The 20,979-nt window shown below is 60.2% G+C and carries 25 protein-coding genes; 16 read left to right on the forward strand and 9 right to left on the reverse strand.

The annotated features are described in order from the left end of the window. Positions 1 to 47 precede the first annotated feature (47 nt). The 3 genes from BH682_RS06365 to BH682_RS06375 form a co-directional block, all read right to left on the reverse strand. Positions 48 to 1,535 carry an alpha,alpha-trehalose-phosphate synthase (UDP-forming) gene (locus tag BH682_RS06365; RefSeq protein ID WP_075832455.1) on the reverse strand — a complete coding sequence of 496 codons (1,488 nt, stop codon included), beginning with the start codon at positions 1,533 to 1,535 and terminating at the stop codon, positions 48 to 50. Beyond that, positions 1,532 to 1,951, reverse strand: coding sequence for an STAS domain-containing protein (locus tag BH682_RS06370; protein ID WP_007726563.1), 420 nt, complete (start codon positions 1,949 to 1,951; stop codon positions 1,532 to 1,534). Before BH682_RS06370 ends, BH682_RS06365 begins: the two co-directional genes overlap by 4 nt. Positions 1,952 to 2,210: 259 nt before the next feature. Beyond that, complete coding sequence (locus tag BH682_RS06375) at positions 2,211 to 2,399, reverse strand: PI-type proteinase (protein ID WP_136472457.1); 189 nt, start codon at positions 2,397 to 2,399, stop codon at positions 2,211 to 2,213. A gap of 167 nt (positions 2,400 to 2,566) precedes the next feature. Here BH682_RS06375 and BH682_RS06380 point away from each other — a divergent pair, with 167 nt between their 5' ends. Further along, on the forward strand, positions 2,567 to 2,815 hold the full coding sequence (locus tag BH682_RS06380; protein WP_007726566.1) for a hypothetical protein: 249 nt from the start codon (positions 2,567 to 2,569) through the stop codon (positions 2,813 to 2,815). Positions 2,816 to 3,035: 220 nt separating this feature from the next. On the opposite strand, the gene BH682_RS06390 is transcribed toward BH682_RS06380, so the two are convergent. Then, positions 3,036 to 3,527 (reverse strand): hypothetical protein, encoded by a 492-nt coding sequence (locus BH682_RS06390; protein WP_223304617.1) that lies wholly within the window; start codon positions 3,525 to 3,527, stop codon positions 3,036 to 3,038. Next, a complete protein-coding gene (locus BH682_RS06395) occupies positions 3,524 to 4,102 on the reverse strand; it encodes an RNA polymerase sigma factor (protein ID WP_003943626.1) in 579 nt (192 codons plus the stop codon). Before BH682_RS06395 ends, BH682_RS06390 begins: the two co-directional genes overlap by 4 nt. 186 nt (positions 4,103 to 4,288) lie before the next feature. Here BH682_RS06395 and BH682_RS06400 point away from each other — a divergent pair, with 186 nt between their 5' ends. The 10 genes from BH682_RS06400 (at position 4,289) to BH682_RS06440 (ending at position 8,015) form a co-directional block, all read left to right on the forward strand. Beyond that, the gene (locus BH682_RS06400; protein WP_003943699.1) at positions 4,289 to 4,753 is read left to right on the forward strand and encodes an Asp23/Gls24 family envelope stress response protein; all 465 of its coding nucleotides are present in this window, start codon (positions 4,289 to 4,291) and stop codon (positions 4,751 to 4,753) included. Continuing rightward, complete coding sequence (locus tag BH682_RS06405; protein ID WP_042452304.1) at positions 4,750 to 5,034, forward strand: hypothetical protein; 285 nt, start codon at positions 4,750 to 4,752, stop codon at positions 5,032 to 5,034. The genes BH682_RS06400 and BH682_RS06405 overlap by 4 nt, the downstream gene beginning before the upstream one ends. A 70-nt stretch (positions 5,035 to 5,104) precedes the next feature. Then, positions 5,105 to 5,293 (forward strand): hypothetical protein, encoded by a 189-nt coding sequence (locus BH682_RS06410; protein ID WP_223258031.1) that lies wholly within the window; start codon positions 5,105 to 5,107, stop codon positions 5,291 to 5,293. Between the two features lie 38 nt (positions 5,294 to 5,331). After that, positions 5,332 to 5,511, forward strand: a complete 180-nt coding sequence (locus tag BH682_RS06415) for a hypothetical protein (RefSeq protein WP_003943629.1) — start codon at positions 5,332 to 5,334, stop codon at positions 5,509 to 5,511. After that, the gene (locus BH682_RS06420; protein ID WP_019747452.1) at positions 5,504 to 5,896 is read left to right on the forward strand and encodes an Asp23/Gls24 family envelope stress response protein; all 393 of its coding nucleotides are present in this window, start codon (positions 5,504 to 5,506) and stop codon (positions 5,894 to 5,896) included. The genes BH682_RS06415 and BH682_RS06420 overlap by 8 nt, the downstream gene beginning before the upstream one ends. Further along, positions 5,893 to 6,462: a DUF6286 domain-containing protein gene (locus tag BH682_RS06425; RefSeq protein ID WP_019747451.1), complete on the forward strand. Its 570-nt coding sequence runs from the start codon at positions 5,893 to 5,895 to the stop codon at positions 6,460 to 6,462. Before BH682_RS06420 ends, BH682_RS06425 begins: the two co-directional genes overlap by 4 nt. Beyond that, positions 6,459 to 7,043 (forward strand): hypothetical protein, encoded by a 585-nt coding sequence (locus BH682_RS06430; RefSeq protein ID WP_065352045.1) that lies wholly within the window; start codon positions 6,459 to 6,461, stop codon positions 7,041 to 7,043. Before BH682_RS06425 ends, BH682_RS06430 begins: the two co-directional genes overlap by 4 nt. A 64-nt stretch (positions 7,044 to 7,107) precedes the next feature. Continuing rightward, on the forward strand, positions 7,108 to 7,230 hold the full coding sequence (locus BH682_RS37035; RefSeq protein ID WP_003943707.1) for a hypothetical protein: 123 nt from the start codon (positions 7,108 to 7,110) through the stop codon (positions 7,228 to 7,230). A 222-nt stretch (positions 7,231 to 7,452) separates the two neighbouring features. Then, positions 7,453 to 7,716 carry a GlsB/YeaQ/YmgE family stress response membrane protein gene (locus BH682_RS06435; RefSeq protein WP_003943661.1) on the forward strand — a complete coding sequence of 88 codons (264 nt, stop codon included), beginning with the start codon at positions 7,453 to 7,455 and terminating at the stop codon, positions 7,714 to 7,716. A 101-nt stretch (positions 7,717 to 7,817) separates the two neighbouring features. After that, positions 7,818 to 8,015 (forward strand): CsbD family protein, encoded by a 198-nt coding sequence (locus BH682_RS06440; protein ID WP_007726588.1) that lies wholly within the window; start codon positions 7,818 to 7,820, stop codon positions 8,013 to 8,015. 33 nt (positions 8,016 to 8,048) lie between these two features. Here the strand turns inward: BH682_RS06440 and BH682_RS06445 are convergent, their stop codons facing one another. Then, on the reverse strand, positions 8,049 to 8,771 hold the full coding sequence (locus tag BH682_RS06445) for a hypothetical protein (protein ID WP_065352046.1): 723 nt from the start codon (positions 8,769 to 8,771) through the stop codon (positions 8,049 to 8,051). Between the two features lie 306 nt (positions 8,772 to 9,077). Between BH682_RS06445 and BH682_RS06450 the strand changes: the two genes are divergently transcribed. The 4 genes from BH682_RS06450 (at position 9,078) to BH682_RS06465 (ending at position 15,460) form a co-directional block, all read left to right on the forward strand. Next, positions 9,078 to 11,039, forward strand: a complete 1,962-nt coding sequence (locus tag BH682_RS06450; RefSeq protein WP_042925707.1) for a hypothetical protein — start codon at positions 9,078 to 9,080, stop codon at positions 11,037 to 11,039. After that, on the forward strand, positions 11,036 to 12,769 hold the full coding sequence (locus tag BH682_RS06455; RefSeq protein WP_075832459.1) for an ArnT family glycosyltransferase: 1,734 nt from the start codon (positions 11,036 to 11,038) through the stop codon (positions 12,767 to 12,769). Before BH682_RS06450 ends, BH682_RS06455 begins: the two co-directional genes overlap by 4 nt. 46 nt (positions 12,770 to 12,815) lie before the next feature. After that, positions 12,816 to 13,964 carry a cellulase family glycosylhydrolase gene (locus tag BH682_RS06460; RefSeq protein ID WP_054187559.1) on the forward strand — a complete coding sequence of 383 codons (1,149 nt, stop codon included), beginning with the start codon at positions 12,816 to 12,818 and terminating at the stop codon, positions 13,962 to 13,964. Positions 13,965 to 14,536: 572 nt separating this feature from the next. Continuing rightward, positions 14,537 to 15,460 carry a UTP--glucose-1-phosphate uridylyltransferase gene (locus tag BH682_RS06465; protein ID WP_075832461.1) on the forward strand — a complete coding sequence of 308 codons (924 nt, stop codon included), beginning with the start codon at positions 14,537 to 14,539 and terminating at the stop codon, positions 15,458 to 15,460. A 99-nt stretch (positions 15,461 to 15,559) separates the two neighbouring features. Here the strand turns inward: BH682_RS06465 and BH682_RS06470 are convergent, their stop codons facing one another. Further along, positions 15,560 to 15,883, reverse strand: coding sequence for a helix-turn-helix domain-containing protein (locus BH682_RS06470; protein WP_223304618.1), 324 nt, complete (start codon positions 15,881 to 15,883; stop codon positions 15,560 to 15,562). Positions 15,884 to 16,231: 348 nt separating this feature from the next. Here BH682_RS06470 and BH682_RS06475 point away from each other — a divergent pair, with 348 nt between their 5' ends. Then, entirely contained in the window at positions 16,232 to 17,395 is a 1,164-nt protein-coding gene (locus BH682_RS06475) for an O-antigen ligase family protein (protein WP_075832463.1), read from the forward strand. A 13-nt stretch (positions 17,396 to 17,408) separates the two neighbouring features. Here the strand turns inward: BH682_RS06475 and BH682_RS06480 are convergent, their stop codons facing one another. After that, positions 17,409 to 18,860 (reverse strand): glycosyltransferase, encoded by a 1,452-nt coding sequence (locus BH682_RS06480; protein ID WP_058038950.1) that lies wholly within the window; start codon positions 18,858 to 18,860, stop codon positions 17,409 to 17,411. Further along, positions 18,854 to 20,320 carry a hypothetical protein gene (locus BH682_RS06485; protein WP_223304619.1) on the reverse strand — a complete coding sequence of 489 codons (1,467 nt, stop codon included), beginning with the start codon at positions 20,318 to 20,320 and terminating at the stop codon, positions 18,854 to 18,856. The genes BH682_RS06480 and BH682_RS06485 overlap by 7 nt, the downstream gene beginning before the upstream one ends. Positions 20,321 to 20,979: the final 659 nt, after the last annotated feature.

Raw genomic sequence — 20,979 nt, forward strand, 5'->3', positions numbered from 1 at the left:
CAATCCTAGCTCGAGTCTCCGAGCGCACTGACGCAAGCCCGTGAGGGTCAGTTGTTGCGCGCAAAGTTCGACTCACGCTCCGTGACGAACTGATCGTCCGGAAGCGGTCCGGGTGGGGCAAGCGCAGTCAGGAACGACTCGGCCCACTGATGCACATCGTGTGTCATGACCTGTCGATGCAGCGCAGCCATACGGCGACGGCCTTCCTTCGGATCCTGATGAACCGCGGTCAGGATCGTATTCTTCACGCCGTCCAAATCGTGCGGGTTGACCAGGTATGACTGTCGTAATTCCATTGCGGCACCGGTGAACTCGCTGAGAACGAGAGCACCTCCGAGGTCGCCACGACAGGCCACGTACTCCTTGGCCACCAGATTCATCCCGTCGCGCATCGGCGTCACGAGCATGACGTCGGCAGCGACGAACAGTGCGATCAGTTCTTCACGGTCGACCGGCTGATACAGGTAGTGAACGACGGGGCGGCCGATCTGACTGTGGTCACCGTTGATGCGGCCCACCTGCTCTTCGATGACGCTACGCAGGTCGATATAGTGCTGCACGCGTTCACGACTGGGCGTCGCGAGCTGCACCATCGTGTACTTCTCCGGATCCAGACGATCCTCGTCGAGGAGTTCCTTCAAGGCTTGAAGCCGCAGGTCGATACCCTTGGTGTAGTCCAGCCGGTCGACTCCCAGCAAGATTTTCTCGGGATTTCCCAGCTCTTCCTTCAATTCGCGCGCGCGACGCAGGACCGAATCGCTTTTCGACTGGCGCTCGAGTTCGGCAGAATCGACGGAGATGGGAAAGGCGCCCACCTTGACGACGCGAGAATCGAAATCCACATGCCCGAGCGCACTTCGAACACCGACGCCCGCGGTCGTCGTCTTGAGGCCGAGAAGTTTGCGGGCCAAGAACAGGAAATTGTTTGCGCCACCAGGTAAGTGGAAGCCGATCAGATCGGCGCCCAGCATTCCCCTGACGATCTCCTTGCGCCACGGAAGCTGCATGAAGAGCTCGACCGGAGGGAACGGGATATGAAGAAAGAACCCGATCGTCAGATCTGGCCGCAGCTCGCGCAGCATCGCCGGCGCAAGTTGCAACTGATAGTCCTGCACCCAGACAGTCGCTCCGTCCGCGGCGCAACGCGCGGTTTCCTCGGCGAACCGCTGGTTGACTGCGACGTAGGTGTGCCACCACGACCGCTCGAACGTCGGAGCCACGAGAACGTCGTGGTAGAGCGGCCACAACGTGTCGTTGGAGAACCCCTCGTAGTACTCGGCGAGGTCCTGAGAGGTTAGCTCGACGGGAAACAGACGAAGGCCGTCAACCACTATCGGATCGACCTTCTCGTCCGCGACCCCCGGCCAGCCGACCCAGGCGCCATCCCGCTGTCGGAGGATGGGTTCGAGCGCAGTGACGAGCCCACCCGGACTTCGCTTCCAGTTCTTGCTTCCGTCTTCGTCGGTTTCGAGATCGACCGGCAGTCGGTTTGCGACGACGACGAATTCGGAGAGCTTTTCGAGATCGGTACTCACGCCGACATCGGCTCCGCCAGGGTCTCGTCCAGGACGGAGGTCGAGGACAGGTACGCGACTGCATCGGCTGTCGAGTCGGTGTACACGATGTCGGTGTCCATCTTCAGAAGAGACAGCGGACGCCTGACAGGGTGCGCTGCGACGAGCGTCCACGGCACGCCGAGCCTCCGTGCCTTGGCCGACAGAGTCTCGATGATGGAAAGACCTCCGACGGAGATGAACTGGACGTCCGAGCAGTCGAGTACGAACGGGTGTCGCTCACCGATCAGGTCGTCGACGCAGGCAGCGAAATCAGCTCGGGACCGGACGTCGATCTCGCCGCTGACCACGAGCGACTGAATGTTTTCGGCACAGGTCGTCGTGAAGGTGGGGGGACTGTCCGTACGCTCATCTGTAGTTCTCGAAAACTCGTTCATCGAAACTCCTGACGGATTGCTCGAAACGGTTCGTTCGAACGGTCTGGTTCGAAACGGTTTCGTTCGAAACCGGGAAACGGCACGGGAAGCAACGCACGAACCGTGCTCGTCTTCAACGGCTGGGTACTCAACCGTGCTGAGTGCCTACCTTACCGCATCGCGAAAACCCAGGTGAAAAGCGTTAGATCCGTACGGATTTCAAGGTCCCGTGAGCGTCGGCCCACGGGACCTTGGTCCCGATGGTTCAGACCTTCCGGGATCAGTCGGTGTCAGTCGCCGGGCCGGTGCTCGAGGCTCCGCCCTCGTCGGCCCACGTACGTTCGCCCGACGGATCGGTCTGAACGTCCTTGGGTGCGGTGTCGGAGCCGGTTCCCGGACCGTGGTCGGTGCCGGTGGTCTGCGGCTCGTCCGTCTGATCCGTGCGGTCGGTGGAATTCTGTTCACTCATGGTGTGCGTTTCCTTCGGGAAGTCGTTGTTCATGTACTTGTCGTTTCCTGCTCACCCGCGAGGGGTACTCAGTAGGGGGTAGTGCGTCACGTCGAGCCAGTACGTCACGTCGAGTCCATACCGGCAAAGTCAGCTGTCACCGAAGCAGGAGATTTCACGTGAACCATATGACCGTGACGACCGAACACCTGCGTGCACTGCTGGGCAGTGGCCCCCATTCGGAACTGGTAGCGGTCGGGGGCGAGATCGAGATCTACGTCCCCGATGAAGAAGGGTTCGGTCTCGAGGGTATCTCGCTTGTCACTCGCGAGCAGTTGGCCGAACGTCTACCGTCCTCACCCGACAACCCCGACGAAGGTGAACTACGTATCGCCGCAGAATCGTTGAGCGAGATGATCGCCGAACTCGGCGGTTGAACTCCGAAGTTCGGGGCAGCCGACGTCAGATCTGCGGGATCGGATCCGGAGGGTACGGGTTCGGTGGCGTCGGAGTCGGTGGCACGGGCGGCGGATTCATCGGATCGGGTGGTGTCGGCGCCGGTGGTGTCGGCGGCCCCGGGTCGGGGGCGGGGCCCGGATCCGGTGGTGGGGGAGTGGTCATGAGTGCCGGGTTCCCAAACACTTGCCGAACAAACACCTAGTGTTCGGAGCGGCTTTTGGTGTTCCCTTCGGCAGGTAGATCATCGACGATGTCGGCTACGGCGACGTGGATGCTCTCTGCAGAGACCGGTGGGTCCGTGTCGCCGAGGATCAGGTGAACGACGTCCACGACGGTGAACCGAACCCGGTCCGACAGTTCGGCCAGATCCACTCCGTATGGCGCTGCCAGTTCGATACGTAGTGAACGTATTTCGTGGCCGTCGACGAAGAACTCGATGCTGCTCGGCGAGCAGTGGTGCCGAGAACGTATCTCGGCGGCCAAGTGGGTGCGGAGTACGTGATCGCTCACCGACACAGTGCCTAGACGTGGACCTTCCGACGCGTGTGCGTCGAGCGGCCAACCGGACGCCGAGGTCGACCGTAGCGCCCGGATCACCTTGTCGCTGATTCGATCCCAGCCCGGCTCGGGAGCGTTCCGCAGGACGTCGGATGCGTGCGCCATCAATGCGTCGGTTCGTGATTCAGTCATCGCCACCTCGTCATTCGTTCACTCAGGTTAGCCCGTGCACGATGGTGATGCCCGCGCACCGCATCCGGGGTGAGTCTTAGAATCTTGCCGATTTGAACGAACGTGAGCATCTCCACCTCTCGCAGCGTCCATGCCGCACGCTGGCGATAAGGCAGTTCACCCAACGCTTCTTCCAGTGCCTCGAGGAACGCGGAGTTCGAGGTCGTGTCGAACGGGCCGGCCTCGGGAGACGGCACGAGAGGATCGAGCAATCTGTCGTCGATCGGTTGAGCTCTCTTGATTCGATAGCTGTCCACGATCTTTCGGGAACAGATCGCGAAAAGCCATGTTCGCATCGACGATTCGCCACGAAACGAATCGAGTCGACGCCAGGCGGCCACGAAGGTGTCCTGGACTACCTCGAGAATGTCACCTTCATCTGCGAGCATTCGACGCGCATAGCGGTGAAGTGCAGGTCCGTAGTAGTGCACCAGTGACTCGAATGCTTCTCGGTCGCCGAGTATCGCAGCGTCCACCGTTGCGGTGTCCAAGCCGTCAGGTGCTTCGGTGAGCCCCTGTGTGTGCGGTAACGCCACAGTCGCTCCTCTCGCGGAAATGCGGAAAACTCGGCTGCGTTCGAAGATTGTTCGCCCGGCCGGGGCGTTGAATGTTACGGACAGTAACTAACAAGTGTCAGTGATGCACGTCACCTGACTGGGGCATTCGGTTTTGCCTTCGAGTGACGACTACACAGGTAGATCGATCAACAGGAGGAGATGACAATGGTCAGCACACAGGTTGCGACAGCATCTACGAAGGATGTTGCATCATCGAACGACTCGGCTCTCGTGAGCTCTCAAGGAAAGACGTCGATCGCCGACACCGTTGTCTCGAAGATTGCCGGCATCGCTACGCGAGAGGTGAGCGGCGTGTACGACGTTGGCGGCGGAGCGTCGCGGGTTGTCGGGGCACTGCGCGAGCGGATCCCCGGCGCGAGTGTCAACCACTCCCAGGGAGTATCGGTCGAGGTCGGCGAAAAGCAGGCAGCGGTCGACATCGACATCGTGGCCGAGTACGGCGTATCGCTCGCCGATCTGGCCACCGGCATTCGCCGCAACGTCATTGCGGCGCTCGAACGGATGACGGGTCTCGAAGTGACCGAGGTGAACATCACGGTTCACGACGTTCACCTCGACGAGGGCAGTGACGACGAAACCGGCGAGCCCAAGACTGCACGGGTGCAGTGAGTTCCGAAATCGCCGACACCATCGCGGCGGCTGTGACGGGGATACCTGGGGTCGCCTCGCTTCATGCCGGAATGTTCGGCGAGGTTGGCACGTACCTCCCCGGCCGCCGCGTCGTCGGCGTGCGGGTGACGGAGTCGTCGACAGACATCCATGTGTGCATCTTCGCCGACGCCGCCGTTCGAGACACGGCTTTACGTATCCGCCAAGCGGTTTCAGGACTCGTTACAGGCCCCGTGAACGTGACAGTGGAAGACGTAGTCGGTCGTGCGCACGATGCCTGAGCACTCTCGGGGTTCAGTTCCCGATCGACGATCCGCACGCCGAGAGGCGATCAGGAACTACCACCCCGACGTGGGCGGATCTGCCGACGCGCTCAATCGAGCACTCGAACGCGTCGACCGGGACTTCGCATCCCCGATCGGTGTGGTTGTGCGCACGTCGCTGCGCGGCACGATGCGACAGATAGCCAAACCCGTTCGGGCCCAGTACACGCGGGTGCGCGCTCGGTTTCCGGGTGCAAAGACCTACACCGAGATCTGACAGGCACCATCGAACATCATCCACAACGGAGGATTCACATGACCACCTCGACTGTCGGCCTACTGGCAGGACTACTTCTCGGAGTCGCAGCTGCTGCAGGCGGTTTCACCGGATTCCTCATCGCTCTGGTTCTCGGTGTGATCGGATACCTCGTCGGTGGTCAGCGTGACGGCGAGTTCGATCTCGGTGTGATGCTGAAGGGTCGCGGACGTGGCTGAGACAGCTCGACCGGAGTCGTCTGTGCTTGGTGAGCCGGGCGATCGCGGAACGCTGACGATTCGAGACAGAGTCGCGCAGAAGTTGGTTCTCGAGGCGACGCGCGGAACCCCGGGGGTGCGCCATCACGCCGCCGGCATGGACAAACTGACCGGGCGCGAATTGCCGAGGGCGCGAGTGCTGGTATCCGGCAAGCGGGTACGGGCCAAGGTGGACATCGCGATCGAGTGGCCCGGATCCTTGTCGGTCATCGGTACCGCGGTGCGAGAGAACGTGACAACCCAGTTGCAGTCTGTATCGGGCCTGGACGTAGACGGCGTGGACGTGGCGATCGTGAGCGTTCTCCCGGCATCGACCAAGCGTGACGCGGGAAGGAAAGTGCGATGACCGCCGACAAGGTCGCACCACCCACTGCCTCGAGGGCTGCCGCTCCGGTTCCCCTTGCGGCGCCCGGATCGGCCGTCACGGGATTCCTCATCGCCGCGGCGCTACTTGCGCTCGGCGTGGTCGGCGTCCGCGACGCGCTGGTGGATACCGGCGTGATCACCGGGTCGCAGTGGATACCAAGTGCTGCCGCATATGTGGACGGGCTCGCGTACCAGGGTTGGATGTTGCCGGCGGGGATCGCAGCCGTCGTTCTCGGCCTGTGGTTCGTCATCCTCGGACTCAAACCGCGACGAAAGACTGCCAATGCCTTGGTCGGAGTCGCGAATACGTGGATCGATCCCGCCGATGTAGCGGCGATAGCGTCTGTTCGCGTCGAGTCACTGGCCCAGGTTCGATCCGCTTCGTCACACGCGACCCGGCGCAAGCTGGAAGTGAAGGCCTCGGTCACGCCCGATGGAGCCGCCACCGCTGAATCGGAAATCCGTGCGGTGCTGGGGGACTTGGCCGGGTCGCTGTCACCATCGCCGCGAATCAAGGTTCGTATCCAGACGGGATCGCTGTCATGACTCGGACGGCGACGGCGATGGATCGCGTGGCGACATGCGTCGTGGGGATGCTCGCGATAGCGCTGGGAGTTGCAGCGATCCTGTGGAATCGCGACGTGATCAAGGATTTCCCGGCGCGTATCGAGATCCCGTGGGCTGAAGATCTTGTCGATCACTCGTGGTGGCCATGGGCTGTCGGAGCTGGGGGAGTATTGCTAGTCCTCCTCGCGTTGCGGTGGTTGATCGCGCATGTGCCGCTGCGTCGGGTGAAGGAGATCGCCGTCCATGGGTCGAACTCACACAATTCCATCACCGCGGATCTGGGTGCGGTGGCGGAAGGGGCGAGCGCATCACTGGAGGGCTTCGACGAAGTGTCGCGTGTCCGAGGAAAAGCGTTGCTCGATCGTGGAGTTCGCACGATCGATTTGCGAGTGACATTGAGACGTAGCGTCGTATCCGGATCGGAAACGTTGTCCGAGCTGATTTCTCGCGTCACCGACACGGGGGATCAAGTCGCTGCGGTGGTCGGTGATCCATCCGTCGCGACCAGAACTCACATCGCCGTGGAAAGCGCGAAACACGATGAGCCGAGAACTCTCTGATCAATCGAGGTTTGAGCCTCCCGACGGCCGGGTATTGGTAGACCTCCCGATCGTGCACAGAGTCATGGATGTTGCTGTGGCACTGTGCGTCACGGTGCTCCTGGCGACCGTCACTTCGATGGCGATCGCGATCGTAGTGACGCTGATCATGTGCGCGTCGGTGAGTGTCGTTTCTCGTATGTGGTGAATCGCCAGTCATTTTGGTTCTGTCGTGAACACCTGATAGAAAGGTAAGCAGACAATGTGGCTGCTACTGAGTGCACGATCCCCCGCGTCGTGCGGCGGAGAGTCCGGTTGTGTGCAAACACTACCCGCGATCACGGTCTAGTTGCGCGGGCCGATCGCTCGGAACTCTCCCTTTACCGGCAGTCTCTCATTGCGCCGCCCCTCTTTACTCTAAGGAGTCCAAATGCTTCCTCTCGGTATCATCGCCTGGATCATCATCGGTGGACTGGCGGGTTGGATCGGCAGTAAGATCATGAAAACCGATGCGCAGCAGGGGATCTTCCTCAACATCGTTGTCGGTGTCATCGGCGGTCTGATCGGTGGTTTCCTGCTTCGAGTCTTCGGCGTCGATGTCGAGGGCGCGGGCTGGATCTTCAGCTTCCTCACTTGCCTCCTCGGCGCTGTCATCTTGCTGTTCCTGGTCAAGGCAGTCACCGGAAAACGCTGACACGCATTTGTCCACGCAGTTCGAGTTCGACTGAATCCACGACCGAATTCCACGGCCGAACGCACGACCGAATCCACACCGAATTCAAGAAGGAGAAATACATGTCTGACTTCATCGACAAGGCAAAGCACCGCGCTGAGGATCTCATCGGCGAAGCGAAGGAAAAGTTCGGAAACGCCACGGGCAACGATGATCTGGCTGCCGAGGGTGTTGCCGATCAGGGCGAGGCGAAGGTCAAGAAGGCCGGAGACACTGTCAGTGACAAGGTCTCGGATATCAAGGACAAGTTCACAAGCTGAGTGAGCTTCGGCGCGGTTGATCGGCACGTCCGGTCAACCGCGCTTTTGTGTGCCTCCTCGGCCGTTGCGGCTACCGCGATACGCGAACTTGCGCGTTTCTGCGAGCCACTCCGGAAGCATGCGCATGTGGGCCGGTGTGTTCAGAATCGGATCGAAGGACGGCTGGAGGCAATCCGGGTGGTCCTCGACTTCGTCGAGGCAGAGATGTCCGATCGGTATCAACTGAAGTTGAATCCTCGCGAGGTACACGGAGAAGTGCAGCGGGGAATGATCGACCGCAGCTTTCAATGCAGACAAAGAAGTGCCGGCCGGATGGACACCGCGCGGTGTCACGATCAGCCACGCCGCGGCACCGCCCGCGCGTGAGTAAGGAACCAGTGTGCTGTATCTCGCGCCGTTCCACGAGAAAGCCGGAGCTGGAAACATTTTCGAGAAGGTAGAAAGTCCTGATGTTGCGAGAAGAATGTCCCACGGGTTTTCATCTGCGCCGACATCGTGCAACCGAAGCGCCAGGCCGAGTACGTCGGGTAGGTCTCCGGGTGTTCCGAGGGCTTTCGACATTCGAGCGGTGACGGTAATCGTCGACGACTCCGATACCGGCCACCATGGGGTGGCCGGCTTCAATGTTCCCTTCAGTTCGATCCCGTGAGGGTGAAAAACCCTGGCCATGCGCAGCGATGATGCGAAGTGGAACGGCGCACCGACCAGCTTCCCGATCGCACTCCTGCCGGCGGGGATGATCGAATTGATCGTCACAGCTTCCTTTATCTGAGAATTCTCCGCCCGTGAAGCGCCCGGACTGGACGGACGTTCAGGCGTATTGACGGGCTTTTCAGTGGCGTCTTTCGACTTCCCAGTGGTGGTGATTGCTAATCATGTGACATGCCGTAACAAAAGTCTCGCCCGCCGGGATAATTAGCCAAACGCATAAATTGGTCGTTATGGTTTGTTTGTCCGTAACGGTGCGATCGGACCTGCGACCGTCGCGAACTGGCGAGATTGCTACTCGTGATTTGTGTTTGGTGATTGCGCGGAAACAAGAAATGTCGAGGAGACACGCTGATGGGCCACTCTCGAACCTGGCTGACGCGCGCGCTGGCAATGCCGGTGGCTGTCGCGGTCACTTTGTTGCTTCCGCTCGGCAGTGTCGCCTCCGCCCAGGATTTCGAGGACGACGCAGATACTTCGGTGGCCGCCGCAGCCACAACTCCGATCTCCTTCACCGAACTCGGACGAGGAACAGACATCGTGTTCTCCTCCGATGACGCACCCGTCTTGGTGACCGTGCCGGTGCCGGACGGACTCACCGCAACAGCCGTGACCGGAATCCTGACCGCCCCGACCGACTTCAGTAGGGGTTGGCTCGAAGTGACTGCGGACGGCAGATTGGTGAGCCGCGTCGACTTCGACGCCGGGCAGGCCGGAACCGGCCTACCGATTTCGGTTCCGTTGCAAGGTCTCGAAGTGGTCGACCGGAGCGTGACCGTGTCGATGATCGCTCACCTCGTTCCCGTCGACGACCGCTGCTACGACCGAACGAGATACCAGCCCCTTGCGCTCCGGGATGCCTTTGTCGCCTACGACGGTGCCGAGCAGCAGCCCACGACTGTTGCAACCTTCTTTCCGCCGATTTTGAGGAAGGCAACCATCTACGTCACGGATGGTTCGTCACGGTCACAGCAGAGTGCGGCTCTGCAGCTGAGTGCAGCGATTGTCAACAAGTACGGAAGTCAGCCTGACGCCGTGGTGGTGGAACAACTGCCGAACGGCCAGAGTCTGCCGTCCGCTGAGCCGGGACTGTTCGAGAGAGCTGTAGTACTCGGCAACAGTGGGGACGCCGGCATCGATCTCGCGGCTGCTCCGAATGGTGCACCAGTGCTGCGAATTTCAGGGGACGACAAGACCCTCGTTCCTCAGGTCAGTCTGTTGGCGGCGAACTTCGACGGCTACTGGGCGGCGAGCAGGGCGCTCGCGTCACCGGACAACACAGTTGCCCAGATTTCCCAGGACGCCATCACCGTCGGTGAGCTGAAGCTCGGAACGTTGACGGCTTCCGGTCTCAATCACATCGAGGTCGACGTCCCGTTCAGCCAGTCGCAACTGGGGCGTCCGATGAAGGACGTGTCGATCCGAATGATCGGTTCCTATGTACCGCTGCCGAATTCACGCAACGGAGAACTGTCGATTTCGCTGGGGGACTCACGGCTTGCTTCGCAGACGGTGAACGAGACAGGGCGCTTCGACATCGGCGTCGATGTTCCGAACGAACTCCTGCGTCGCGACCTGACCTTCGAAGTCTCGATGGATGTGACCGGCGACTTCCAATGCGGCACCAGTAGCCCGTCTTCGCTCACTGTCGATCCGGCAAGCACCATCACGTCCACTACCGGATTCCCGCCGACGCCTGGAGGATTCCAGGCATTACCGCAGTCGATGCTGCCCACACTCGATGTCGGTTTGAGTCACGGTGATTTCGCAGATCTCGTTCGCGCGCAGCGCCTCGTTGTGGCGATGCAGCGGTTGAGCTATCTGCCGCTGCAACCGCGTGTGCTCCCGTTCGGCGACGCGGCGACCAGTTCGCTGCCGGCGTTGTTGATCGCGGCGGACGGGACGCTTCCCACTCCGGTGGCTCTACCCATGGACACAGCAGATCAAGGGCTCCTGCGCTTGCAGGGTCTGGAATTCGGTGGACAATACGGTGCCTTGCAGGTGGTTTCGGGTTCGCACAACGAAGTGGTGGCGCTGACCTCTGAGGGTGATGCGGCCGATGCCGACGGTCTGCTCAACTGGTTGGAAGGTGGGAAGGACCGGTTCGCAGAACTGACCGGCGATCTCCTGGTCGCGCCTCGGGGAAGTGAGCCCTTCGATGTCGGAGTCAACGTCGCCCCGTTGGGCACCGCGACCTCGGCCGAAGAGGAGACCGGACTGAGCGCGGTCACGATCGGCTGGATCGGATTCGGGACCGTGGTTCTGATCGCTGTTGCCGTCGGTGGTGTGCTCGTGGCTCGGCGTCGCGGACAGTGACCGTCACCGATCGCCCGGCCCTGTCCGTCGCGGTCCACGATCTACCGGGCCGCAAGCCATGGCGGATGTTCGTCGCGCTCTTCGCGATCTACACCGCGTTGGGCGTGTGGATGAACGCGGGTATCGGGTTCATCTTCACCGATTCGCTCAGCCGCGTCGCCGCGGTGTCGGCGATGCTGCTCAGCCGTGATCCGCACTTCGCGGCGATCGGGTTCGTGTTCACCCCGTTGACGGCGGCAGTCCAGATTCCGATGGGCCTGATGGGTCATTGGTGGCCGGATCTGCTGCGGTGGAACATCACTGCGGTCGTGATGTCCGCGGCCTTCATGGCTGGTGCTGTGATTCAGGTACGTGGGATCAGCCGCGACCGTGGGTGTGCGCGATGGGTCACCGTCGTCCTGACCGTGCTGTTCGCTGTCAACCCGATGATCGTCATGTACGCGGCGAGCGGAATGAGCGAAGCTCCGTTCCTCTTCTTCGTTCTGTGGGCGACACGTCGATTGATTCGGTGGATGCGAAGCGACGACGTACACGACCTCATCGGTGCCGGCCTCGCTTTCGCTCTGGCGTACCTCACCAGATACGACGCATTGGCCCCGCTGTTCGTCGCGGTGGTGCTGGTGACCGTGGTGAGTTGGCTTCGTTTCCGTCCGACTGCTGAGGAGCGCGGCGAGGGCGCGGGGCCTGGCTTGCGGCTCTGGGCAGCAGCCCTCGACGGTGCCGTAGTGCTGATGCCGGGATTCCTTGCCTTCGCCTTGTGGTCGTTTGCCAGTTGGCTCATCACAGGTCAAGCGTTCCAACAGTTCTCGTCGGTCTACGGGAACAGTTCCATCCTGGAGCAGGCTGGTGCCGGAACCGACTCACCGATCGCCCGTCTTGCGTTCTCGATTACCGAAATGGCCGTACTCGGCCCGGCGCTCCCGGTGCTCGCGGTCCTTGCAATCATCTACGCACTTCGGCGGCGCGACACCGAAGTGGTCGTGCCTCTTGTGTTGTTCGGCGCCATCCTCGGTGCCCAAACCTTGCTCTACGTGATGGGATCGACGTTTCCCCTTCTGCGCTTCTACATTTCGATCATTCCGCTGTGTTTCGTGTTGGTCGTCCTGATCGCACCTCGCGGAGCGCCGGTCGTCACGCGTCGACCTGGGGCTGCTGCGTCACGCTCGGTATCGACGTACCCCGAGCAGTCGGGACCCTCTCTGCCCCTTGTGATCTCTCTGTGCTTGCTGGTCGGGTCGACGCTGGTCACGTTTGTCGCGATGGGTAATGCGCGGATCGCAGTGCTCGAGCATTCCATTGCCAGTGCGATCATTCCGGGCCGGCAGAACCTGGAGGAGCAGACGAATCTGCGCACGTTTGCGGCCGAGCGTCGCATCGCCAGATACCTGGACGACCTGGCTCTGCCGGAGGGGTCGGTTCTGCTCGACACCGTGCAGAGCTATGCCGTCGTGGCGTCGTCGAACAACCCTCGGCAATTCGTCGTGCCTTCCGATGCGGACTTCGTGCGCGTACTGAACAACCCCGCCGAACATCACGTCGAATACATCCTGTCGGTGCCGAACACCGGTCGCGGTGTGTCGGACGCGGTCAATCGGCGCTATCCGACGATGTACGACGCCGGGGCCGGCGGTGTGGGAGCGCTGGTACTCGAGGTTCCCAACGACGGCGGCATGGACCCTTCGGCCTGGCGTTTGTATCGCGTCACCGGTGAACGGCAAACGGGTCGATGAGGCAATTCGTGTGGGAGGATTGTCCGTATGACGTGGATGGTTGTAGATGTCTTCTGAAGAAGTGCGTCCGCGTGTGCCTGGCACAGTGCGTCGCCGTATCGCTGCCGCTGTAGTCAGCTTTGCAACCGTCGCGGTGGTGACAGGAATGTTCACGACGCCGGTGGTTGCCGATTCGCCTAAGACGGTTCGGGTGGGAGCGTCGTCGAGCGGACTGACGCTCGACGGACAGCCATGGTGGCCTACCGGGCTGAATGCTTATCAACTGGCCACTGATTGGTCGGTGAACTTCGGCTGTGGCGCCATGGTCGATCTCGATGCCTACTTCGGTTCTCTGCCACCGAACTCCGTCACGCGTTTCAACGCGTTCCAGGCGCTCGCGGTGAACAAGGTGTCCGGGGAGATGGATTTCGGCCCGATGGACGCGGTGTTCGACGCTGCGGCGCGACACAATCAGTTCACGATTCCGGTGCTCTCACCCCAGGACAGCGGGTGTGATGACGGGCTGTTCAAATCCAGGGACTGGTACACCGACGAGTGGAAGGTCGCGAACCTGATCCCAGGTCGAGCCACCATGAGCTTCCAGGACTGGATGCACACCGCCGTCGACCGTTGGAAGAACGAGCCTTCCGTCGCGGCGTGGGAATTGGTGGGGGAGCCGGAACCGAGCCTGTGTACCGATGCCGCCTGCAATTGGTGGACAAGAACGTGCCCGTCTGATTCCGCGCAGGTGTTGCGGGAGTTCTTCGACACGGCAGGCGCCGAACTTCGGGCGATCGATCCGAACACCCTGATCACGGCCGGATACGTCGGGGGCGGTCAGTGCGGCACTGCGGGTGACGACTACCAGTACGTGAGCGAGTCCGACTTCGTCGACGTTCTGCAGTATCACGACTACGGAGCAGACGGGGTTCCGCTTCCGGGCGACCAGTGGAACGGACTGGCGCGTCGCATCGAACAGGCCGCGAACGTCGGGAAGCCGTTGTTGGTCGCCGAGACAGGCGAATTGGCAGGCAGTTGTGAATCACTGGCGACCAGAGCCACGAATATCGAGACGAAGCTGACGGGGCAGAAGGTGGCCGGTACGGCCGGAGCTCTCCTGTGGGCATTCGTGCCGGATCCACGGCCGAACGAATGCACAATGGATATCGGGCCTGACGATCCACTCTTCGACGTGATTGCTTCACTGGCAAGTTAGGACACTGCTAGTAGTCCACTGGGAGTTCCATCCAGTGGGAGTATGGTCACGATTTGATAACAACCTGAATCTGGTGTTGTGGCGTGATGACCGTATTTCGTTCGTATTCAATGGTATTCAGTGGCATTCACCTGTGGATAACCGAACTTGAAGACGGGTGAAGTCGCACGGGACCATCGATGCGACGCTTCCAGGACCTTCGTCCGGGTCGGCTGGGGACGGTCCGGTTGAGGTGCTGAGTTCGGAAGTTGTGTCGTACCTGTCTCTTTGGCCAGTTGCTACGTCCCGCCGTGGTCAACGTCGAAATACGATCACAACCGTTCGCCGCGGTAACGGGTAGTGCGCGGAGTGCGGCGTGCCCCTCGTGGAAGTGACATCGAGGGGTGGTGTGTAGCTCTCGCGCGCAACGAATTCCGAGTTCGAGTCAACTTGCGGCGGCATCGGCCGCCCGGTAGACCTTGTGCGCAGGCTGTACATGCGATGTGAGCTTTCGGTCGTCGAAATGAGGGGACGACCGCTGCATGCGCGTAACGGTAAGTGTGTGGAGCATCGTGTGAGCGGAGAGGTGAACGATGACTGGGTGCGCTGAACGGCCTTTCAAGACTGCTGTGGTGCCGGCTGCCGGGATGGGGACTCGTTTCCTCCCGGCCACCAAGACGGTTCCGAAAGAGTTGCTCCCCGTGGTCGATACACCCGGGATCGAGCTGGTCGCAAGCGAAGCGGCGCAAGCAGGCGCGGAACGTCTGGTAATTGTCACTGCGCCGGGCAAGGCATCGGTCGTCGGGCATTTCGTCGAGGACCTGGTGCTCGAGGGCAAGCTCGCCGCCAGCGGGAAGCACCATCTACTCGAGCGTGTGCGTCGGGCCCCGGGCCTGATCTCGGTGGAGCCGGTTGTGCAAGAGTCTCCGCTGGGATTGGGACACGCTGTCGGTCTGGTCGAATCGGTGCTGGATGCGGACGAGGACTCGTTCGCGGTGCTGCTTCCCGACGATCTGGTCCACCCCTGCGGCATTCTCGACGCGATGGCGAAGGTACGTGTCGAGCGTGGTGGTTCTGTGCTGTGCGCGTTCGACGTCGCGCCCGATCGTGTTGGGGCCTACGGAGTATTCGACGTCCAAACACCTGTGGAGGGCGGCGATCCCGATGTACTTGCCGTCGTCGGCATGGTCGAGAAGCCGGCTCCTGAGGATGCTCCGTCCACTCTCGCCGCGGCCGGACGATACCTTCTCGATCGCGCCGTGTTCGACGCGCTCAGACGAATCTCACCCGGGCAGGGTGGCGAACTACAACTGACGGATGCGATAGCGCTGTTGATCGCGGAGGGGCATCCGGTTCACGTCGTCGTCCATCACGGAACCCGCCACGATCTTGGTAACCCGGGAGGCTTTCTGCGAGCATCTCTCGACCATGCGCTCAGTCGCACCGAGTACGGACCGGAGTTGCGAGTCTGGCTCAAGGAACGATTGGATCAGCCGGATCCGCAGTTGACGTACTGAATAATGCCGTCCATGACAGCTGAGGTCGAAATATGTTTTGGTGCACGAGAATCTGCACCATGTTCGGCTAGCGCGTATGTGAATGTCGGTAGCCCGGATTCATTCACTTTGTCGGTCGATACCGCGTCGGGTGAGTTCGTCCACCAGGGACTGTGTCGAAATCGTCGCGACGATCGACGGTGGAGTCATCCCCGGCTCCGCTTCCTCAGAGGTCAGATAACCGGCGGCTACGAGGACCTCCATGATCGGAGCGTCGAAGACCTGACATGCCGTCCGCATCGTGTCCTGCGTGGGAGGGCGTTTAGCCGACAGCCATCGACTCAGCTCGGAAGGTCGAATCTTCAGCGCACGCGCAGCTTCCTGGATGTCGCCGAACGAGCGAAGTTCCAGTTGATTCTCGACCCATGCGGAGAAACCACTCATAGCGGTCATATTGCCTGAGCCGAGACGTATATGCCACTTCCTTTCGGCCACGAGTCGAGGACAATTGGATATCTGCCATGTCGTGGCAAAGTTTTGCGTCGACGATTCGCTTATTTGCAGTTACGCGACGTTGCCGATAGAGGATGACTTCTGCGCTGAGCGGGGATTATTCAGCCCGGCGTCGGCGAAGGGTGAAATCGAGGGTGAAATGCAAAAAATTCGATTGTCGGAAGCAGGAACTCAATGACAACGCCGAGTCAAGTCAGACCTCAAGGTCTTCGGAATGATGCCGCTTCGACGGCAGGGCGAACAGGCAGAATTCCTTTGTCGCCGACTACCGCTGTGTGGATGGTGATCGCGATCGCAGTTCCGATATACCGCTCGTTGCCCGGCGCCGTCACGCAGTTGTGGGCGATGGCAGTGCTTGCGGTCATCGTGGCGTCAGTAGCGCTGGGACGAGTTGCTCGGCCGCAGTTTGTCGGCGTCTGGTTGACCGCCGGCTACGCCGCTCTCGTCGCAACGGTAACAGCGACGCGTGGCAATGATATCGGCGGAAATCTTTATGTTGGAATCCAACTTTTCATAGTTCTCGGGCTCGGAATATTTGTGATGGTCGCCAATGTCCGGCGTGATCCGGGTTTTGTCAGGCGTGTATGCATTGCGTTCATAGCAAGCCAATCGGTTTCTGCTCTGGCCGCCGCTATCCAATTGGCCGGTTCATCCGTCTTCGGTTTCGGTGTTGTGAACGGTCGTGCTCCAGGTCTGGCAGGTCACCCGAACGTTCTGGGCATCATGTCCTCACTTGCGCTGATTCTGTGCCTGGGGGCTGCAGTGCGAAAGGTAGGAAATCGGGTCGTTCTGGTGCTGATATCGATTGTGAACGCGGTGGGACTGCTGGCAACCGGTAGTTTGAGCTCGTTGTCGGCATGCGCGATCGGATTGATCGTCGTGGCGATTTCTTCGCGAGTGAAGATCACCACCATCGTCAAGAGTTTTGTCGGCGCCTCTGTTCTCTTCTGGGTCGCAATCACCTACACCGAGTTCGGAAAGCACCTGGAGACGCCGGCCGATCGATACCTTCAGGTCACAGGGCAGACCAAAGCCGTCAGCACACTCGAGATCCGTAACGACACTTACGGATTCGCTTGGGATGCTATTCGCGCGCATCCGCTGTCCGGGGTGGGTCTGAACGCTGCCAATGCGGCCTCGTTCGACAACGTCACAGTCGTCCACAATGTGTTTCTACGGTCTTGGTACCAAGGCGGGGTGGTGCTTGCCCTGGCTGTGGGACTCATCATCTGCGCGACGGCATTGGTTGCGTTCAGATCGATGAAGTCCGGCAAGAACGCCGCCGCGGCCGGCGTGCTGGTCGCGATGATGACATTCGCACTGACCTCGGCATTTTTCGAGCAGGCGTACTACTGGCTACCGGTCGTACTCGCGTTTGCATGTCTTTCGGCCGGCAGTGATCGGACCGCAAGCTTCAAAGCTCACCCGCGCAACAAGAGTTGATCGGGAATTGAGCTTACGTGTTCAAGCCATGGAAGGTCTTCTCCCAGTAAGACGGGTTGCGTATCAACTGATATGTGCCTTTGATGGCTGCGATGCTCATCAAGACCCAGTAAAGCGGAGCGGTCAGGCAAGCTATCAGCAGCATAGGATTTCGCGTCTCTCGGCATGCCACCAGGTTCATGTAAAGGACTGCGGCGTTACCGAATACGAGTGACACGAGGGCGGGAAAATAGACGTAGTTGGGAAACACGTCGTGGATGACCTCGGGCTGGCCGAGAATCCAACCCAGACTGATCAGCCAGAACGCCATGTTCAGTGTCGCCACAATGGGTGTCCCCGCCATCAAGATGGTGAAGCGTAGAAATCCGACCGTGCCGAGTCCGCGCCACAGTTTCACAGGTTGACGCATGTGAACCAACCAAGTCTGCAGGTAACCCTTGTACCAGCGTGAGCGTTGTCGGATCCAGTTGATCGTGTCGCTGTTGGCCTCCTCCAGCGTCGTCGAGTTCAGAACAGCGGTCCGGTAGCCGCTCTCCGCGATGCGAACTCCGAGATCTGCGTCCTCCGTGACGTTGAAGGGGTCCCAGGCGCCGATCTCGTCGAGCACACTTCGTCGAAGGTGATTGGACGTGCCTCCCAAGGGAATCGGTGACTGACTGCGCATCAGTCCTGGGAGGATGAAATTGAACCAGAGGGCGTAGTCGGCCGTGAACCACGCGGTCAACAAATTCTGAGTCCCGTTGTGAAATGCGAGTTTCGCCTGAACGCACGCGGTATTCGATGGAAGCTTCGCGAAGGTTGCCACCACACGGCGTAACTGGAGCGGATCCGGTGAGTCCTCGGCGTCGTAGATGGTGATTATCTCGCCCGTAGAGAAGTGCAATCCGTAGTTGCAGGCTTTGGGTTTGGTGCGCGGATCTGCAGCAGGGACCTTCAAGATACTCACCACGGCATCGACTCCGGCGGCAGTCGCCGCGTCGATGGTGACGGTGTCATCCTCTTCGAGGAGCAACAGCACCTGCAATTTGTTCGAGGGGTAGTCGATCGCACGCATAGCGGAAATCAGGTCTCCGACTACTTCCGGCTCGTTGTACGCCGGCACAAGGATTGTGTAGTGCGGTAGTTCTTCATCGGAAAGCGAGCTTGCCTCCTGATCGCTGATCGTCACGATCGAGGAGGCATCCAGACCTCGTGTGAACAGCACTAGGCGATCCACCATCGCCCATACGTACCCGAGCGTGCATGCCAATGTGAGAACGATGAGCGTGGGAGTAAGGAAGAAGACCAGACACACAACGGTGATCACGAGAATCAGGAACAGGATGTTGCGCTGCCACGGATAGAACGCAACTGATGCCGACGAAATCGGTTTACGTTCACGCAGTCCGTTCACAGCATCGTGAAGTGCAACTCGTTTGAATTCTTCCGAGCTTTCGTCCTCAACCGAGAGATCGGGATCTACCACTTCTGTGCCTCCACGACAAGCCTTCCGAGGGACTGGAGCATACCTAGATCCTTGTACTGAGATTCGCTGTCGACAGTAGATATCCTGCCTCTGAGTAGAACTGCCAAGGTGTTGCTTCCATTCGAAGCCATCGATGGTTTCGGTTCGGGGAACAAGGCATTCGGTTCATGATTGTCCACTGTCAAGAGTGTGACGCGTTGTGCGGCACCGTCGCCGCGTGTCCACACGAAATTGAGGTTGCTCCAGGTGAGTAGGAGGGAGTCGTCGACAACTGTGTACATTTCCGCGACAACTCCACGAGTCAACTCAACTCGTACGGTGGGGCTGACACGTGCGTTCTGGAGATCATAGGTTGTATTGCTCGGATAGACAGACAGAGTAGACGGGCGACGCACTTGAACAACGTCCATTTGGACGGTGCGTGGTCGCATCTGGGTGTCCCAGGCAGGGTTGGGTGTGTCAGCACGAATTGTCTGGCGAGTGAGTGCCGAGGTGGAACCGAAGTATTTTCTCGGCCAATCGTATTCGTCGGTTGAGATCTCACGCCAACCGGCGGGGACGATGAGGCGTGGATCAGCAGTCGCCGGCGGACCTACTGAGACCGGAACGCTCTGAGTGGTGGGCACTGGCGTAAAAAACATCACGATTGCCGCGGCGAACACCACCAGGATCGTCCAGTTGCTGGTTGACGTCGAGGGATTCCGGAGCGGACGCTCGAACGGCTTCCATGACCTTCCACGTCGCTCGTACAGGTAGAAGAACCCGCCTACCAGTAACGCACTACCTATTGCTGGTAGCAGCTGGACGCTGAACAAGGGTGCAGTCGGGTACTGCCGCGAGAGGTAGTAGACCAAGGCAGCACCCAGGACGGACGAAGCGACGAACCCGGCGAATCCCCGTCTCCAGGTCCTACTGACGGCGATCGTCGTTGCGGCCGAGGCGACCAGCACCATGATGATGCTGTAGTCGAATCGTGTGCCGCCGAGTTCGGTCGCCAGCGTGCGGTAGATGAGCGGCGCCAGGACGATCGGAACAACCCAGATTGCCCAGTAGCGGTTCACCGGACGCAGCCCGAACATGAGAACCGCTGCGCTCCAGACAAATACCCATGCCGCGATTACATCGATATGCATCAATTCATAGTTCTCGGCAAAACGTGGCATGAGGAGTGCCTGTAAACCCAGAGAAACAAGTAAGCCGATACCACCGACAATCTTGTCCGTCTCACGGTCGTGGATCGGAAGGTCCGGGCCGCGTCGCAAATCTGTTCCGACGGCGGCTATCAGGCAGAGCAAAGGGAGGACAAAAACGTATCCGATGGCGGTACCGCTCGCGGTGCTCCTCCACAAATTGGTCCAGGTGGGCCAGAAAGCAAAGATTGTCGCGGCTGCAATCATCAGCCAACGTACTGTGAGGCGGGGGATAATTCCCGACTGCGTGCGTAGGTCGCGAATCTTCAAGATATGTAGTCCTATTCGAACTGGTCGTCCACTCCGGCTGTGTCGGCTGCAGCGAGGTTGTGTCAGCGAACCCGACTTTGGTCGACCTTACGTGATCGATCACAAGGTGCGAATCCGAGCACCGGCCGCTGCGGAACGGCCGAAGCGGGGCAGAAATCCCACATATTGAGACGAAGGAAAATTTTCTTTTCGGAGCTTGCTTGTTGCGAACTGGACGAGTGACCTGATCTTGTTTCGATGTTGAAGCCTGTATCAGCAAGGGCTGTAGGGCTATTCGCCTTCGAATTGCACATCGAATCGGCAATAGGGACCAAGATCCCTGCCGGGGACGTAGGTCCCCAACGGCGCAGGCACCTTATGTCGGCGAAAGTCATTGCGTTGGTTACCAATGGAAATGATCCTCTATTCAGGCCGTATCGGTAATGCGTTGCCCTGTGGCAACCGCCTACTGACGAGTAAGGTCCTTCGCTTTGCCGCACTTTCGTCGAAGTAACGCGATAGTTGCCTCTGAATCGATCTTTCGTTCTGTTGTTCCAGGCGCTCCGCCTCCGAACGGTGAGAGGCAAAGCGCTTGCGTTGCGGCCACATTGGAATAGGTAGGGGTGCGGGCGACTACAGGCCTGAACTGGGGCGACTTTGCGTTTGATCCTGCGCGCGGA

Origin of the sequence: Rhodococcus sp. YL-1 (genome assembly GCF_001942025.1) — a bacterium.
Taxonomy (GTDB): Bacteria; Actinomycetota; Actinomycetes; order Mycobacteriales; family Mycobacteriaceae; genus Rhodococcus_F; species Rhodococcus_F qingshengii.

What these genes read in the sequence shown, in the direction of transcription:
- BH682_RS06370 (WP_007726563.1), bottom strand. Translation starts at nt 1,951, where the DNA reads ATGAACGAGTTTTCGAGAACTACAGATGAGCGTACGGACAGTCCCCCC.
- BH682_RS06375 (WP_136472457.1), bottom strand. Translation starts at nt 2,399, where the DNA reads ATGAGTGAACAGAATTCCACCGACCGCACGGATCAGACGGACGAGCCG.
- BH682_RS06380 (WP_007726566.1), top strand. Translation starts at nt 2,567, where the DNA reads ATGACCGTGACGACCGAACACCTGCGTGCACTGCTGGGCAGTGGCCCC.
- BH682_RS06390 (WP_223304617.1), bottom strand. Translation starts at nt 3,527, where the DNA reads ATGACTGAATCACGAACCGACGCATTGATGGCGCACGCATCCGACGTC.
- BH682_RS06400 (WP_003943699.1), top strand. Translation starts at nt 4,289, where the DNA reads ATGGTCAGCACACAGGTTGCGACAGCATCTACGAAGGATGTTGCATCA.
- BH682_RS06415 (WP_003943629.1), top strand. Translation starts at nt 5,332, where the DNA reads ATGACCACCTCGACTGTCGGCCTACTGGCAGGACTACTTCTCGGAGTC.
- BH682_RS06425 (WP_019747451.1), top strand. Translation starts at nt 5,893, where the DNA reads ATGACCGCCGACAAGGTCGCACCACCCACTGCCTCGAGGGCTGCCGCT.
- BH682_RS06430 (WP_065352045.1), top strand. Translation starts at nt 6,459, where the DNA reads ATGACTCGGACGGCGACGGCGATGGATCGCGTGGCGACATGCGTCGTG.
- BH682_RS37035 (WP_003943707.1), top strand. Translation starts at nt 7,108, where the DNA reads ATGGATGTTGCTGTGGCACTGTGCGTCACGGTGCTCCTGGCGACCGTC.
- BH682_RS06435 (WP_003943661.1), top strand. Translation starts at nt 7,453, where the DNA reads ATGCTTCCTCTCGGTATCATCGCCTGGATCATCATCGGTGGACTGGCG.
- BH682_RS06440 (WP_007726588.1), top strand. Translation starts at nt 7,818, where the DNA reads ATGTCTGACTTCATCGACAAGGCAAAGCACCGCGCTGAGGATCTCATC.
- BH682_RS06450 (WP_042925707.1), top strand. Translation starts at nt 9,078, where the DNA reads ATGGGCCACTCTCGAACCTGGCTGACGCGCGCGCTGGCAATGCCGGTG.
- BH682_RS06460 (WP_054187559.1), top strand. Translation starts at nt 12,816, where the DNA reads ATGTCTTCTGAAGAAGTGCGTCCGCGTGTGCCTGGCACAGTGCGTCGC.
- BH682_RS06465 (WP_075832461.1), top strand. Translation starts at nt 14,537, where the DNA reads ATGACTGGGTGCGCTGAACGGCCTTTCAAGACTGCTGTGGTGCCGGCT.
- BH682_RS06470 (WP_223304618.1), bottom strand. Translation starts at nt 15,883, where the DNA reads ATGAGTGGTTTCTCCGCATGGGTCGAGAATCAACTGGAACTTCGCTCG.
- BH682_RS06475 (WP_075832463.1), top strand. Translation starts at nt 16,232, where the DNA reads ATGGTGATCGCGATCGCAGTTCCGATATACCGCTCGTTGCCCGGCGCC.